Raw genomic sequence first — 13,692 nt, 5'->3', positions numbered from 1 at the left:
TCGTGGGCATCCATGAGATCATCGAGGATAAAGACGAGCTCTTCCTCGTCTTGGATTACGTCGAAGGCAGGACCCTGTCCGCAATCCTGAAGGAGAGGCAGCGCTTCACCTTGAAGGAGTGCCAAGAGATCTTCGGCCATATCTGCTTCGCGCTCTCCAGCGCCCACCAGGCCAAGATCCTGCACCGAGACCTCAAACCCTCCAACATCATGTTCGACACCAAAGGCTATATCAAGATTCTTGATTTCGGCCTGGCCCGGGTGGCGCAGGAAACCTCGCAGCAATTGACCGTGGGCGAAACGTCGGGCACGCTCGCCTACATGGCGCCCGAGCAGCACCTGGGCCACACCAGGCGCGCTTCGGACATCTATGCCTTGGGCGTGTGCCTCTACGAGCTGCTGACCGGCGAGCTCCCGTTCAAGGGGCCGGATTACCTCGCCCAGAAGGAGCGCCTGGCGTACGTGCCGCCCAACTTCATCGCGGCGTATCTCCCCCAGGAGGTCGAGCCCTTCATGGCCTCTGTGCTGGCGCCGGATCCCAGCAAGAGGGTCCGCGACGCCTCCGAGTTCAGCCGCCTGCTGAACGCGCTCTAGCCCCGCTGCGGGCCGCCGGCTCCTGACCGGACGAAAGATGTCGGGGCACTCGGGGTTGAACCGAGAACCTCATGGTCCCAAACCATGCGCTCTGCCAATTGAGCTATGCCCCGCAGCGGCGATTATACTAAATCGCCGTCGAGAAATCGGGGAGATTGGCTCTGTTGAGGCCACTGGGAAGACACCGAAAAGGGCCTCAAAACAGGCCGTGAGTGCGCTTTCCTTGGCAGGCAGGAGGCATCATGGAACGCCTGCCCGCCGTCCGGTCGGAGCTTGCCGTATCCGAGCAATCGTATCAGGCCGCCATCGAGCTTTTCCTGCTGCGCTGCCGCAGCATGAACCTGTCCCCGCACACCATCACATGGTATGGCGCGGTCCTGGGGGGCTTTGCGGCCTTCCTGGACGGTCTGCCTGAGCGGCCCCTGCCGCGACACACGACAGCGCCGCAAGTCCGGGCCTACCTGGAGCATCTGAACTGCACGGCCACGAAGACGGGCCGCAGGGTGGCCCCGGGTTCGGTGCGGCGTTTCTTCGTCACGCTCAAGACCTTCTTTGCATTCCTGGAGCGTGAGCGGGTGGTCCTAAACAATCCCATGCTGACCTTGGAGAAGCCCAAGGCCCCCAAGGTGGTGATACGGCCCTTGTCGCCCGAGCAAGTCCAGGCTTTGCTGGCGCAGCCCAAGACGCGGACCTTTACGGGGCTGCGGAACTGGACCATGATCCTGCTGGCGCTTGATACAGGCCTGCGGCTGTCGGAACTGCTGTCTATCAGGACCGGAGACATTGACTGGGCCGGGAGCGGTATCACGGTCTTGGGCAAGGGAGCCAAGGAGCGAACGGTCTATTTCGGCGCGATGGCGAAGAAGGCGCTATGGGACTATCGCCAGCGGCGCGGGGACATTCCGGGGGTGGATGCTTTCTTTACGGACCAATTCGGGAGGCCGGTAAAGCCGAGGTGGTTCCAGCAAGTGCTGGCCCGCTACGGCAGGAGCGCGGGGGTGGAGGGCGTGAGGGTTTCCCCCCACACAATGCGGCACACCTTCGCGGTGTCCTACATACTCAACGGTGGGGATGCTTTCTCACTCCAGCGGCTTCTCGGCCATTCGACAATGGAGACGGTCAAGCTCTGTGTGGGTTTGGCGAACCGGGATGTGGCGCTACAGCATCGAAAGTTTTCGCCCATGGACCGCTTGGGCATGGTTCCGGGAGAGAGGCGGCAGGTCCGGCTCAAGTAAGTTCCGTTGTCGCCAAGCATCCGAGGCCAGCGCAGACTTGCCGGGCCTGCACCCGGGCGTGGATGGGGTAGCCCGAACTCGTGCCCCCGTTGGAGCGAGAGGCACCCTAGGAGCGGCGAGAGGACCCATGCGGCCCTGCGCATATATGCACGCGCTAACTTTTTCATTGATTTCCCGTCTCTCCGACGGGTTCGGAGTTTGCTAGACTTGGGCAGTCGTGCAGGAGGCAAGATGCAGAAATTATTGACGGCCATGGTCGTGGTCTTGGTGCTTGGCGCTGCTGGTTGCACGATCAAGAGACCCCTGCTTGCCTCATCAGCATCTATGGGGCCAGGACAAGAAGAGGTTGTGGGGATGTCCGTAGGAAAGGCAAACCAAGCTTGGTTCTTGGGCATTCCTGTTGGCGGCACGGCTGACTATTCATTACAGACAGCCCTCAAGGATGCGTTGAAAGGAAAGGCGGATACCCTAATAAATGTCTTTGCCGATGAGTCCTGCTTCTATTTCCCCTTCTATTTCTTCTCAATCTATACTGATTGCGGACTCCAACTCACTGGCACAGCTATTCGCTATAAGAATGTGCCCCCTCAACCCTCACGCGCATTCTTGCCGCCTCCCCAAGCTGGTGAAGCGATTCCTGCCACCGTGCCTGCCTCCCCAGCCATCACGGGCACGTTGACCCAGCAAACGACGGCCGCCCCTGTGGTGAATCCAGAACCATACCAAGCGATGTTGGCAGAATATAGGCAGGACAAGAAGAAGGCGGCCAAGTTTTTTGAGAAGGCAGGCATGGCGACGAGGGGAGACATAGAAGATTACATCACTAGAGAAAAGGGAAAGCGCATCCTGCCCAGTTGGAAGTTTAACCTGGACCCATCCCTACGGCAAGATGAGGCCGATTTTTTGAAGTGGTTCCTCAAGGAATACACGAATTATCAGCCCGTCAGCCAGTGATGAATCCGGCCCCAAGGTTGGGGGTCGCAAGAATCGGGTTTGGTGTTTAGGAGGCCAGATGCAGAAACCATTGACGGCTACGGTGGCGGTCCTGATCATGGCGGGATGTGCGCCTGCGCCGTTTATCGTTGTTGACCAATCGGCCTCCACGGCGAGTTTTACTGTAATTCCGGCCGACGAAGATACCGATTTTTCCCGAGGTATTGAGCGAGAGATATTGCACCTGGGGTTAAGAGTGGTGGAACGGCCCCCGCTTAGATTTTTAGATTCGGGGACGAATCGCACCGAAACGCGTAGCGCAGGAGTTGTAGGCCTTTCCGAGTCAGGAGTAGGGGTTTCTGGGGGACATGCCTTAAGCATTACCCGCCCATCCGGACTGATTGACTTCGTGGCCATGTATCCGGACGCCAGTGCCGACTACATTGTCGTAACCTACTCGGACAGCAGGGAGTTGCGCATCATCCGGAAGAAGGACCTTTCTCTTGTGGGCTCGGGAGTTGTCAGCGCCAGATATGACACGCTACAGAGGTTTGTTGCATCGGTCCTTGCGAATGCCGGGTTGGTGAGTGATAAGTATTTCGTTAAACAATGCAAAGACGCTGTGCGCATCCGCAAACATTAGCACAGACGGAATGCCGCATATACACTTCTTCTCGCGCGCCTGCCTGCCCGACACAGTGAGGCCATAAGGAAGCAGGTTCAGGGTTGCGGCAGAGGCCGCGCACCCTCCACCGTCCGCGAGCACACCCCGCCATTTCGCCGCCCGCACCCCTCGACAAAGTTGGTATTCCTGCTCCCTGCCCTTGCCAGAACATAAGGGGCGAAAGAAACGGGCCACCCCGAGTCGATCATGGGCATAGCGAGTGGGATTGTCGGCAGAAACGCTTTCTCATACGAGACTCAACAATTCTAGAATTTGAAACCAGTAAAGAGGCCCGCGGATGTCCACTCAATCTTCGCGTTGCTGGAATTGCCCTTAAACTCGGGGAATCCAGCATAACGAGCCCCCAAGATGAAGTCCTTGATGGTGAAATAGGGAGAGACTTCCCAAGTGAAACCGCACCATGTTGAAATGTCGTGCCCAGTATTTGTCAGGCAAGCGGTGCCCATGCAAGTAAATGTTTCTTCGGTTTGCCCTTCAGCAATTCCAAGACCTGCCGCTAAATGGAAAGCAGCATACTCACTCATTTTGGCGTTCACGGTTGGCTCAACAAGGAATCGTATGAAAGAGACTTCACGTTTGTCTGACACCACCGCAGATTTCCCTCCGCCAGCCAGGCTGATGAAACAATTTGAATTGGGACCAACGATGTATCCGCCACTAATGCCAAGATCAAATTCTTCGGCGAGGTTAACCATGACGCCAAGCCGCCCTCCGACAGCGGCTGTGGTCTCGATGCTCCCTACCGACGCATATCCCATTCCACCCCATTGGTTCATGCCAGCCTGCATGTCATCCCTGAGTCCATTTCCTGCATTCGCAGGAAGGAAAGCGTCGAATGTTCCGTAAACGTGGTATTTCCCTTCTTCAAATCCAGCCCCTGCCAAAGAACTCTGAGGCATCATGAGAATTGGCATAAGCATGCCTGCCCACATGAAATGCTTTCTTCTCATTGATTCCCCATAATGCTAGTAAACAGATTATAGATATTTGCTCCGGCCTAATGCCTCATCTCTATTTCATCCCCTCGCTACGCGCCCGAGAGTATCACTGGGCTTGACACCTGCCGCTGACCTGCTAAAAAGGGGATGCTCTCGGACGCTGCCCCGGAGGTTTTTGTTTTGGGGTCTTGCTGCGGATGCCTTTGGGTTGTCCGAGAGCCAGCAAGGCCCCTTGTTCTTTGCCTGCCGATAAGCAGCACTCGCACAAGTGCGCTTTCCAAGTCCCGAATTGGTAGGTTTTTGGAGTCAGTCCTCGACGGACGGGGTTGAACCGAGAACCTCATGGTCCCAAACCATGCGCTCTGCCAATTGAGCTATGCCCCGCGATAGGCTACGACGGGGATTATACAAAATGGGGCTGCGCGGAAGGCTCCGTCCCGGCTAGAACTGGCCGTCGTCTACGGGCGGTTTCTTGGGCGCGAGGGGCGTCTCGACCTTGGCGCCTGCGTCCTTGGCCTTCACTTCCGGAGCGGGCTCGCCGCTCTTGGCCTCCCGGGGCGCGGGGACCGAGTCTCCCGTTCTTTCTTTGACCCCGGCGCCGGCCGCGCCATTTTTGCGCAGCAGCGCCAGCTCCTGGATCTTCTTATCGATAGACGCCTTGGTCAGCGTCAAGAAGTCGAGCGACTGGGCGAGGTGGTCTTGATATTGGGACGAGATCGAGTCCTTCGCTCTCTTGAGTTCGTCGCCATCTTGCTGCGCTTGCTTGAGCTTCTTGTCCCCCTCCTCGATGCGTTTGGCGAGTTCATCCACCTTGCCTTGGGTCTTCGTCAACTCCTGATCCTTGGCGCCCAGCTGCTTGCTCAGGTCTTCCAATTTGCCGCCGGCGGTCTTGAGCTCTTGGTTCTTCGCCTCGAGCTGCTTGCCCAAGTCTTCTATCTTGGCCCGGGCCTGAGCCAGATCTTGCCCCTTCGCGGAGTTATCGGACTCCAGAGCCTTATATTTGCTGGCGCTGACGCAGCCCCCCAACAGGCTTGCGGCCAAGGCCAAGACCGCGATGTTCCGCATGACTCTCAGATTATTCACGTGATCTCCCTCCTTTCCACCCAGGCCCCCAGGAGCCTGCCCGAAGTTATCATACCAAAACACGACCGAAGCGGTGCCCTACGCCGCGTTGCCGGTCCGGCCGCGCTTTTGCGACAATACCCGGCGACACTATGAGCGGCCGGTGGGGGCTGGTCCTGGCGGGCTGCGCCGCCGCTTTATTGGCGGCGGAGGGCGCCCTCTGGATCGGGGGCCGGTTCGTCGTGAGCCGGGGGGCTGCGGGAGCCCGCGACTCGGGCGTCCGCGTCCTGTGCCTGGGGGATTCCTTCACCTTCGGTCTGGGAGCCCCGCCCGGGCGGTCCTATCCCGACGCCCTGCAGCGACTCTTCGACGCGGAGGCGCCCGGGCGCGTGCGCGTGATCAACGCCGGCATCCCCGGCGCCAACACCTCGATGGTGCTCGAGTCCGTCGAGGAGAACCTGTCCCGGATCCGTCCCGCCGCGGTGCTGCTTCTGGCCGGCTGCAACGACAACTCCAACTTCAAGGCCAGCAACTACCATCTCCTGCTGGGCGGCTGGGCCGCGCGGAGGGCCCGCCTGGAGGCCGCCGTCTCGCGCTGCCGCGTCTGCCGCCTGGCCATCCGCGCCTGGAGGCGATGGCGCTCCGGCGCCGCCCCCGCCGGCCCGCGGCCGAGCCCCGAAGTCCCGCCGGCGATCGGCTCGGCCGCCTGGCATCTGCGCGCCGCGCGGGAGCTCGACCAGCAAGGCCGGGGGCGCGAGGCCCTCGCTGCGGTCCGCCGGGCCTTGACCGCTTTCCCGGCGGACGCCGGGCTGCATGCCCTGGCCGGACACATCCTCCTGCACCGCCTCGCCGACCCGGCGGGGGCCGCGGCCGAGCTGGAACGGGCCCGGGCCCTCGCTCCCCGGGACCAAGGCGTTTTGCGGTCCCTGTTCGTCGCCTATCACCGTCTGGGCGATGCCGACAGGACGCGCGAGGCCGTCTCCGCCCTGGCGCGCCTCGCTCCCGGCGACGCGGAGGCGGCCCGCCTCGGACGCTATGGAGTCCCGGCCTATGGAGATGTCGCCCTGTTCCGGCGGCTGGTCGCCTACGATCTGGAGCGGATCGTCCGGGCCTGCCGGCGCGCGGGCGTCCGTGTCGTCCTGCTGACCTACAACCAGGACTGGCCCGACGAGACGATCGCCCGCGTGGCGGGCGAGCTCCAGACGCCCCTGGCCGACAACCGCGGGCTCTTCAACGGCTCCCCGGAGCCGCTGCAGCGCTACTACGCCCCCGACGGGCATCTCAACGCCGACGGCTACGCCCTCATGGCCGGCAACGTCCACCGAGTGCTCGCCCCTCTGCTCGGGATAGGCCGGCCCGGGGGGACCTCCGGGCTGCCTTCTCCAGCGCCATCAGGCCGCTCAGCTCGCCAATGACCTCGCCGAAGGTGTTTTGGTATGATGTGACGACATGGCAATCGCCGAGAACTCGCAATCCCTGAAGCAGCCCCTCTCCGAGCGCTTCGACGCCGCGATCATGCTGGCGAGCAGGCTCCATCACCGGCAGGCACGGAAGGGGACCGACATCCCGCACCTCTTGCACATCCTGGGCGTGGTCGTCATCGCGCTGAAATATGGAGCGACGGAGGATGAGGCGATCGCGGCGCTCCTGCACGACGCGATCGAGGACCGGGGCGGCGTGCCGACCGAGCAGGAGATCCGCGAGCAGTTCGGCGGAGGCGTCGCTGAGATCGTGCGCGGCTGCCGCGGCTGCCCCGATGCGGATGGGGTGCCGGACCCGGAGTGGCGGGTGCGCAAGGAGGCCTACGTCGCGCACGTTCGGACCGCCTCGCCGTCCGTGCGCCTGGTCTCGGCTTCCGACAAACTCCAATACCTGCGCGGGCTCCTCGGCGACTACCAACAACTCGGTGACGCCCTCTGGCCGCGCCTCAATGGGGGCAAGGAGGGAACCCTCTGGTATTACCGGGCGCTGGTCAGCGCTTTCCGCGAGGCCGGGGCGAGCGCGCTGGTCGAGGAACTCGGCCGGACGGTCGCCGAGCTGGAAGGGCTGGCGCGAGGTTCTTGACCGTGAAAAGACTGCTCATAGCCGCGCCCCTGTTTTTGTCCTTTGCCGCCGCGACCCCAGCCCTGGCCCTGAGCAAAGTGGATGCCATCATAGAGCAGGCGCTGAAGAAGAAAGGCATCCCCGGCCTGTCGCTGTCCAGCGCCTTGCCCGGCGGGAAGGTCTCCACCAGGAGCTACGGGTCCGCGGACCTGGAGCGCCAGGTCCCGGTCAAGGCTGATTCCATCTTCGCGATCGGCTCGCTCTCCAAGTCCTTCACGGCCATAGCGGTCCTGATCCTGCAGGAGGAAGGCAAGCTCTCCGTCGACGACAAGCTCGCGAAGTATTTCCCCGACTACCCGCGCGCCGGCGAGATCACGCTGAAGAACCTGCTCCAGCACACCTCGGGCATCAAGTCCATCACCTCGGTGGAGCCCTTCAAGAGCGACCAGGCGAAGGATTGGACTCCCGCGGAGATCGTGGCGCTCCTGGCGCCTCAGCCTTTGGACTTCGAGCCGGGGACGAAAGCCCAATACAGCAACTCCGGCTGCATCTTCCTGGGCCTGATCGTGGAGAAGGCGGCCGGCATGCCGTTCGCGGATTTCCTGGCCCAAAGGATCACCGGTCCGCTGGGCATGACGCATACGACCATGGGGAGCAACTCCCGCATCGTCTTGGACCGGGTCCTCGGCTATGCCGCGTCCAGCGGCACCGTGCGCAACGCCGAGGTCGCGAGCTTCTCGGCGCCTTACGCGAGCGGCGGCATCTTCTCCACCACGGCGGACCTCGCCAGGCTCGTCAAAGTCTTCCGAGGCGAGGCGCTCCTGAGCCGCAAGTCCGTCGCCGAGATGACCGCGCCGACGCGCCTCAAGGACGGGAGCGTCTACGTCTCTGACGGACCGGGGCTGCGCTTCTCCTACGGCTACGGGCTCGAGCTGATCAAGGACGAAGACAAATTCTATCCGGCCAAGACCGGAGCCATCTCAGGCTTCAATTCCTTCTTCATCTACAAGAAGGAGGACGACACCTTGGTGGCCCTGACCGCGAACCTCGATGACAGCCTCTCGGACCTCATCCTTTGCGCGGTCCAGATCCTGGATGTCCTAAAAGCCCGCTAGCCGGCTGCTGATAAAGTCCGTTCTGCGAGCGCCCGGCGGCCGTCTGCCGGGCGCAACCGACCCGCGAAGCGGGGCGGCAGAACCCCTCCGATAGGTTGCACGAAGGATAGCGCCTTCGGCGCGACTGGCGAGCCTTCGGCTCGCCAGTTTGGGGACGGATTGTTGCCCGCTACCGAAAGCACTGTGTCCGGACACAGTGCTTCCCGCTGGAGGGTTTATCAGCGGCCCGCTAGCCGGCAGAGGTTCCGGCGGCATACGGCTTTGGGCTCCGGCCCGGGAGGGGCCTGCGGGTAGCGCGGCCAGGGCTTGCCGAAGTCCGGATGCTTCTCTCCGTAGGCGCTCAGCGCTTGCGACGCGGCGCCATCGAGCTGGGCGCGCAGGCCGGGGAAGAACCGCCGCACTCCCGTCGTGAAGATCCCGTCCGTCAGGACCGATGAGACGACGGGCGTCGGCTCCTCGGAGCCGGATGGGTTCCAGAAAGCCTCGCAGTTCTCGTCAATGACGCAGAAGGCCGTTCCGGAATTCTTAAAAAACAGCGCTGAGAATCCCTCTTCGACGTCCCGGATGGACTGCCGGGTGAAGAACGCATGCTCTCCGCATTTGATCACCCCGGCGCTGATCGCCTGCTGGCTCTCAGCCCAGACCCCTGGCTGAGCTCTGACGACCGGGACATCCTGCGGTTTCACCTCGCTGGCGAGGCTGCAGGAGACCGTTTGTTCGGGATGCTCCTTGTCCCTGGCGGAGATCTTCAGGGTGCGCAGCATCTCGACGAGGTTCTGGTAGTGGCTCCTCTGGATCAGCAAAGCCATATCGCGTTGGGCCGGCGTGAGATGAGACACCTCCTTCCCAAAGTCGCCGCTGAACAGGGTCTCATGAGCAGATTCAGCCGCCGGATGAGAATCGGGCTTCCCCCCCTCCGCGGCGAGGCCGCAGGAAGCCATGAGGAACAAGAAGGCAGCGATCATCATGATTCTCTCCTTTCGGATGCTTCCAAGGAATCCCCTCAGCAACGCGGCCAGGTCCTTGCGCGAACGGCCAAGCCTCTCGATGTCGCGCCGGTCCAAGTGCTCGTGCCAAGGCTTGTCCGGGACGCTGTTCGAGACATAGAGGAGGGCGAGCGCTCTCTTGCCGGCCTTCTTCGCCGCTGAGAACACCGCGGAGCATTCCATGTCCAGGCAGTCCACGCCCAGGGCCCGGAAGCGGGGGAGATGCGTCTCTTCGAGCGCCAACGAGCCCACCGTGGCGCAGTTGCCCTCGGGCAGGCCGGAGTAAGAGGAGAACTCCCTGGCCAGCTCCGCGTCCGGAAGATAGCAGGCGGACCCGGCCTTGCCCGCGAGCATGCCGCTGAAGCTCTCGAAGTCGAAGGCCTTGCGCACCGAATACGCCGCGCCGATGCCGGCGCCGAGGCCCCCGCAGCAGTTGAACAGGTAGATGTTCCGGCAGGGGGAATCGGCGAGATGCAGGACGCAGTCGCCGGCCAGCAGGCTGTAGCGCGTGCCGATGACCGTGGCCTGCGGGCAGTCCGCGGCCCGGAAATAGTCGCCGCGGGCCCGCGCCCCCATCCCCGACCCGGAGAAGAGGTCGACTTCGTTGAGGGGAGAGAGGATGCAGTCCGGCTTGATGAGGGATTTCTCGATCCCGAACAGCTTCTTGAACGTGTCCATTGGCGCCGCCAGGTCATTATACTCCCGATTGCGGCCCAAAGACAGCGCAGCCGCTTCCGGTGCAGGGTGGACCCCGAATTTCGGCTGATTCCAACGCGAATGAGCCCCAGGCTACCGTCCGTCTTCTTCGGCGGCTGTCCATCTTCTTCGGGGCATCCCGTTTCCCTCCGTTTTTAAAAAAATTGCCCTTTGTTTTGCAGCGCTATTCACATCGCGCGCGCGATGTGAATAGCATCTATATTTTCAGGGTTATTTTTTGAAAAACGTAGGGCTATCCGTCATCACATGGAGCTCAATGACGCCTTTTGCCGTGATCTGACGTTGATGTCCACGACTGCTCAGGCCGCACCCAGCGATCCGCGGAAATGAAGGAGTCGAAAGATATGCTAAGCCGCGCCTGCGGAGAATACTGGTATAATCACTCATCGTGGGCTTGCGCGCCGTGACCGCGACCAGACTGTTCGCCGGGACCCTTTGTCTGTCCTTGGTCTTCGGCGCATCGGCGGCCGGTAGCCCGATGCCGCCGCAAGGCGATGACCGGCAGGCTTCTAGAGACGCCGCCTCCGCCCTGGCCGCCCCCTCGGCCGACCCGGCTCCCAGCCTGATTTCCGACGACGACCACATCATCCTCCGGAAGGACGGACCCCGGCCCAAGAGCGCGCCGCTCCTCGACCATGAGCGGCGCGCCGTCAAGGGCGGCGGGCTGGGAGAGGGCGTGAAGCTCGAGACGCTGCTATGGGGCGGCGGAGGCGCCATCATCGGGAGCCTCGCGGGGCCCGTCGGGACCATCGCCGGCGGCGCCGTCGGATTCCTAGTCGGATTGACGATCGGCATCGTCATGCCTCGCAAGCAGAGCTCTGCGAAGTTCCGCGGTTGACTCCTCATCGGCCCCGTCCCTCCCTCCCCGTTCTTCTGGCGGTCCTATACGTCGGCGCGGCGGCCAGCGCCGCGCCGGCCGCCGGCCGGCAGGACCGGCGCCTGTCCGCGGCCCAGGCCCAGCAGCTGGCCCAGGGGATGACGCGGCAGCTCGCTGAGCTCGGCCGGCGGGAGGAAGCGGCCCGGGAGAGGTTCGTGTGGGCCTGCCTCCCGATGGCCAGCGTCGCCGCCGCGCTCGACCACTGGGCCTGGGACAGCCCGAAGAAGAGGGCGGCGCAAGCCAAGGCGCTGGCCGAGGTCAGGCGCGTCTCCGAGGATTATCACAAAGTCGAGGACCCCCTCGTCCTCGACATGGCGCTCATCTCGCGTCGGCTGCAGCGCTACAAGGAAACCGGCGTCTTGTCGTTCGAGGCAGCGGACGTCGCGGAGGTCCAGAAGGCCCTCTTCGGCCCCTGGACCTCGCCGCCTCCCTCCGCGCCGCTGCCGCTGGAACTCGCGGCCCTGGCCAAGTACCTGGATCGATGGTCGCTGGAGCGGCCGCCGCGCGGCATCCTTCCTGCCCCTGCCTCAGCTGCCCGCCGACCAGCCACCGCTCCGCCGCGCCCCCGGATCGCGCCCGACGCCGGGAAGGCCAGGCCCGAGACCGACCCGGTCCCGGCGCTCATCGAGCAGCTCTTCTCGCCGCAGCCGCGCCAGCGCGCGCTCGCGGCCGACGAGCTGGGGACGCTCGGCGCGGCCGCGGCCCCGGCCGTCTACGCGCTCAAAGCCGCGCTCCTCGACTTCGACCCGCGCGTGCGCGCCAGCGCCGTGCTCGCCCTGGGCGGGGTCCCGGGCGCGAGGCCGGACACCGTCGCCGCCATCAGACGAGCCCTGCGCGACAAGGACGAAGACGTCCGCTACAGCGCACGCCGCGCGCTTGAGCGCCTAGAGCGGCTGCAGGGCCCGCCTAGCGCCGCGCCAAGGACAGGACCTTGAGCCGGAAATAGACTGGCTGGCCGGCCAGGCGGTGGTTGAAATCCAGCCACACGGTCGGGCCGGCGATGCGCTCCACGCGCGCCCGGGCCGCCTTGCCGTCCTTGAGGCCCAAGACCGCCTTCCCCTTGACCAGGTCCTTGGCCATGGGCCCGAAGGAAGCCCGCGGCACGGCCGACACGGCCCGCGGGTCACGCTCGCCGTAGGCCTGGGCCGCGGACAAGGTCAGCGATTTCTCTTCCCCCGACCGCATGCCGATCAGGGCCTCCTCGGCCGCGCGGGGCAGCACGCCCGAGCCCACGGTCAAAGTCAAAGGCTCCGCCCCCTCGTTGCTGTCGTCGACGCTCCCATCCACGATCAAAACGTACTCCAGGCGCACCACGCTGCCCCGGGCGACTTTGGACGAGCGGGAGCAGGCCGGAAGCCAAGCGCAGAGGGCCAGGAGCGGGACGCAGAGGCGGCGGCCCATCAGTTGACCAGGGCCAAAGGCACGAACGACCCGGAGGCCCCGCTGGGCCGGTCGCCCTGGACCATGGCCAGCGTGTCCGTGGCGACTCCCCCGCGCAGCTCATCGAGGAAGGCCACGACGTTGCGGCCCGGGCAATCCGTCTGGTTGAAATGCTTGTGCGGCTGGATGAAGCCGCTCTGGCGGGGATCGGTCTGGTACTTGAGGGCCAGGAAGGTGATGAGGTGCCGCAGGATGTCCTTCTGCGCGACGCTGAGCTGGTCGCGGTTGTAGTCGCCCATCAGGGCGATGCCGATGTTGTCCTGATTGGCCCCCTCGGCATGGGCTCCCAGCACGTCGGTGTGCCGGCCCTCGAAGACCCGCCCGGCGCCGTCGATGACGAAATGGTAGCCGATGTCGTTCCAGCCGTGCCCGTTCATGTGGAACGACTGGTAGCCGCGCATCTCCTCGATGGAGGCGGCCAGCTCGGTGCGCGGGTGACCGTCCGTATGGTGGACCGTCACCCGGCGGGGATGCATGGCGGTCTGGGCTCCCCGCGGGGCGGCCGCGCCCCAAGCCCGGCGGCTGAAGACCCGGTCGACCAGGCCGAAGGTCTTGCGCGTGAACGAATCGAAAGCCGAGAGCACGGGGCCGCCGCCTTGGGTGCCCGCGGAGGGGTCGGCCTTGGGCAAGGCGACCTGGGGCAAGGTGCCCGGGGCCGGCACGCCGCCGCTCTGCAGGCCGGCGTAGCGCGACTTGGCGTTGATCAGGGCCAAAGCCTGGGCCCGGCGCTGGGGGTCGGACTGGGCCGCGACCGGCGCGGCATCCGGGCCCAGGCCGCCGGCCGGGGGCTGGGAGCCGTCGAAGAGCGGGCGCAGCGGGTCGCTGGCCGGGTCGCGGTAGGCCGCGCCCACGGCCTGGGTCGCAGCGGCCGCGGTGCGGGAAGCCGCATCCGCCGTCGGCGGGCTGACGGCTGCGGCCGGGGCTGAGCCGCTTGCGCCGCCGCTTTGGCCCCCCCCGTCCTGGGGGTCGCAGGAGCAGAGGACGAAGGCCGCGCCCACAGCCGCGGCAGCCGCGAAGACCTTGCCTAGCGAAGCCCGCATGCCTTGCTTATAGTCCTCGTTCTCCGTC

At 64.3% G+C, this 13,692-nt stretch carries 14 protein-coding genes and 1 tRNA gene; 9 read left to right on the top strand and 6 right to left on the bottom strand.

Translation table 11 applies throughout. The features are described from left to right. Positions 1 to 593 (top strand): serine/threonine-protein kinase (locus NTY77_07475; protein ID MCX5795314.1); only part of this gene is annotated, 593 nt, incomplete at its 5' end. Positions 594 to 633: 40 nt separating this feature from the next. Here the strand turns inward: NTY77_07475 and NTY77_07470 are convergent. Then, positions 634 to 706, bottom strand: a tRNA-Pro gene (locus NTY77_07470). A gap of 129 nt (positions 707 to 835) precedes the next feature. Between NTY77_07470 and NTY77_07465 the strand changes: the two genes are divergently transcribed. The 3 genes from NTY77_07465 to NTY77_07455 all read left to right on the top strand — a co-directional run bounded on the left by NTY77_07465 (position 836) and on the right by NTY77_07455 (position 3,404). Beyond that, on the top strand, positions 836 to 1,828 hold the full coding sequence (locus NTY77_07465; protein MCX5795313.1) for a tyrosine-type recombinase/integrase: 993 nt from the start codon (positions 836 to 838) through the stop codon (positions 1,826 to 1,828). Positions 1,829 to 2,059: 231 nt separating this feature from the next. Next, positions 2,060 to 2,782, top strand: a complete 723-nt coding sequence (locus NTY77_07460) for a hypothetical protein (GenBank protein ID MCX5795312.1) — start codon at positions 2,060 to 2,062, stop codon at positions 2,780 to 2,782. A 58-nt stretch (positions 2,783 to 2,840) separates the two neighbouring features. Then, a complete protein-coding gene (locus NTY77_07455; GenBank protein MCX5795311.1) occupies positions 2,841 to 3,404 on the top strand; it encodes a hypothetical protein in 564 nt (187 codons plus the stop codon). A 287-nt stretch (positions 3,405 to 3,691) separates the two neighbouring features. Here NTY77_07455 and NTY77_07450 read toward each other — a convergent pair whose 3' ends face one another. Further along, on the bottom strand, positions 3,692 to 4,396 hold the full coding sequence (locus NTY77_07450; GenBank protein ID MCX5795310.1) for a hypothetical protein: 705 nt from the start codon (positions 4,394 to 4,396) through the stop codon (positions 3,692 to 3,694). Positions 4,397 to 4,825: 429 nt separating this feature from the next. Next, positions 4,826 to 5,467, bottom strand: coding sequence for a hypothetical protein (locus NTY77_07445; GenBank protein ID MCX5795309.1), 642 nt, complete (start codon positions 5,465 to 5,467; stop codon positions 4,826 to 4,828). A 131-nt stretch (positions 5,468 to 5,598) separates the two neighbouring features. Between NTY77_07445 and NTY77_07440 the strand changes: the two genes are divergently transcribed. From NTY77_07440 to NTY77_07430, 3 genes are read left to right on the top strand one after another with little or no spacing between them, the layout of a single operon-like run. Then, positions 5,599 to 6,861, top strand: a complete 1,263-nt coding sequence (locus tag NTY77_07440) for a GDSL-type esterase/lipase family protein (protein MCX5795308.1) — start codon at positions 5,599 to 5,601, stop codon at positions 6,859 to 6,861. A 34-nt stretch (positions 6,862 to 6,895) separates the two neighbouring features. Continuing rightward, positions 6,896 to 7,510 (top strand): HD domain-containing protein, encoded by a 615-nt coding sequence (locus NTY77_07435; protein MCX5795307.1) that lies wholly within the window; start codon positions 6,896 to 6,898, stop codon positions 7,508 to 7,510. Between the two features lie 2 nt (positions 7,511 to 7,512). Beyond that, a complete protein-coding gene (locus NTY77_07430) occupies positions 7,513 to 8,604 on the top strand; it encodes a serine hydrolase (protein MCX5795306.1) in 1,092 nt (363 codons plus the stop codon). A 218-nt stretch (positions 8,605 to 8,822) separates the two neighbouring features. Here NTY77_07430 and NTY77_07425 read toward each other — a convergent pair whose 3' ends face one another. Continuing rightward, on the bottom strand, positions 8,823 to 10,268 hold the full coding sequence (locus NTY77_07425) for a hypothetical protein (protein ID MCX5795305.1): 1,446 nt from the start codon (positions 10,266 to 10,268) through the stop codon (positions 8,823 to 8,825). Between the two features lie 427 nt (positions 10,269 to 10,695). On the opposite strand from NTY77_07425, the gene NTY77_07420 reads away from it, so the two are divergent. After that, entirely contained in the window at positions 10,696 to 11,145 is a 450-nt protein-coding gene (locus NTY77_07420; protein MCX5795304.1) for a hypothetical protein, read from the top strand. Next, entirely contained in the window at positions 11,142 to 12,119 is a 978-nt protein-coding gene (locus NTY77_07415; GenBank protein MCX5795303.1) for a HEAT repeat domain-containing protein, read from the top strand. Before NTY77_07420 ends, NTY77_07415 begins: the two co-directional genes overlap by 4 nt. Here the strand turns inward: NTY77_07415 and NTY77_07410 are convergent. Further along, positions 12,091 to 12,585 (bottom strand): FKBP-type peptidyl-prolyl cis-trans isomerase, encoded by a 495-nt coding sequence (locus NTY77_07410; protein ID MCX5795302.1) that lies wholly within the window; start codon positions 12,583 to 12,585, stop codon positions 12,091 to 12,093. The genes NTY77_07415 and NTY77_07410 overlap by 29 nt on opposite strands. Then, on the bottom strand, positions 12,585 to 13,664 hold the full coding sequence (locus tag NTY77_07405) for an N-acetylmuramoyl-L-alanine amidase (GenBank protein MCX5795301.1): 1,080 nt from the start codon (positions 13,662 to 13,664) through the stop codon (positions 12,585 to 12,587). Before NTY77_07405 ends, NTY77_07410 begins: the two co-directional genes overlap by 1 nt. Positions 13,665 to 13,692 lie beyond the last annotated feature (28 nt).

The sequence above is a fragment of the Elusimicrobiota bacterium genome, from assembly GCA_026388095.1.
Lineage (GTDB): Bacteria > Elusimicrobiota > Elusimicrobia > UBA1565 > UBA9628 > UBA9628.
This window is presented reverse-complemented; position numbering and strand designations above follow the sequence as displayed.

Bases quoted from the DNA above. Each gene is read 5' to 3' on its own strand.
- NTY77_07465 (MCX5795313.1), top strand. From the start codon at position 836: ATGGAACGCCTGCCCGCCGTCCGGTCGGAGCTTGCCGTATCCGAGCAA.
- NTY77_07460 (MCX5795312.1), top strand. From the start codon at position 2,060: ATGCAGAAATTATTGACGGCCATGGTCGTGGTCTTGGTGCTTGGCGCT.
- NTY77_07455 (MCX5795311.1), top strand. From the start codon at position 2,841: ATGCAGAAACCATTGACGGCTACGGTGGCGGTCCTGATCATGGCGGGA.
- NTY77_07450 (MCX5795310.1), bottom strand. From the start codon at position 4,396: ATGAGAAGAAAGCATTTCATGTGGGCAGGCATGCTTATGCCAATTCTC.
- NTY77_07440 (MCX5795308.1), top strand. From the start codon at position 5,599: ATGAGCGGCCGGTGGGGGCTGGTCCTGGCGGGCTGCGCCGCCGCTTTA.
- NTY77_07435 (MCX5795307.1), top strand. From the start codon at position 6,896: ATGGCAATCGCCGAGAACTCGCAATCCCTGAAGCAGCCCCTCTCCGAG.
- NTY77_07425 (MCX5795305.1), bottom strand. From the start codon at position 10,268: ATGGACACGTTCAAGAAGCTGTTCGGGATCGAGAAATCCCTCATCAAG.
- NTY77_07410 (MCX5795302.1), bottom strand. From the start codon at position 12,585: ATGGGCCGCCGCCTCTGCGTCCCGCTCCTGGCCCTCTGCGCTTGGCTT.
- NTY77_07405 (MCX5795301.1), bottom strand. From the start codon at position 13,664: ATGCGGGCTTCGCTAGGCAAGGTCTTCGCGGCTGCCGCGGCTGTGGGC.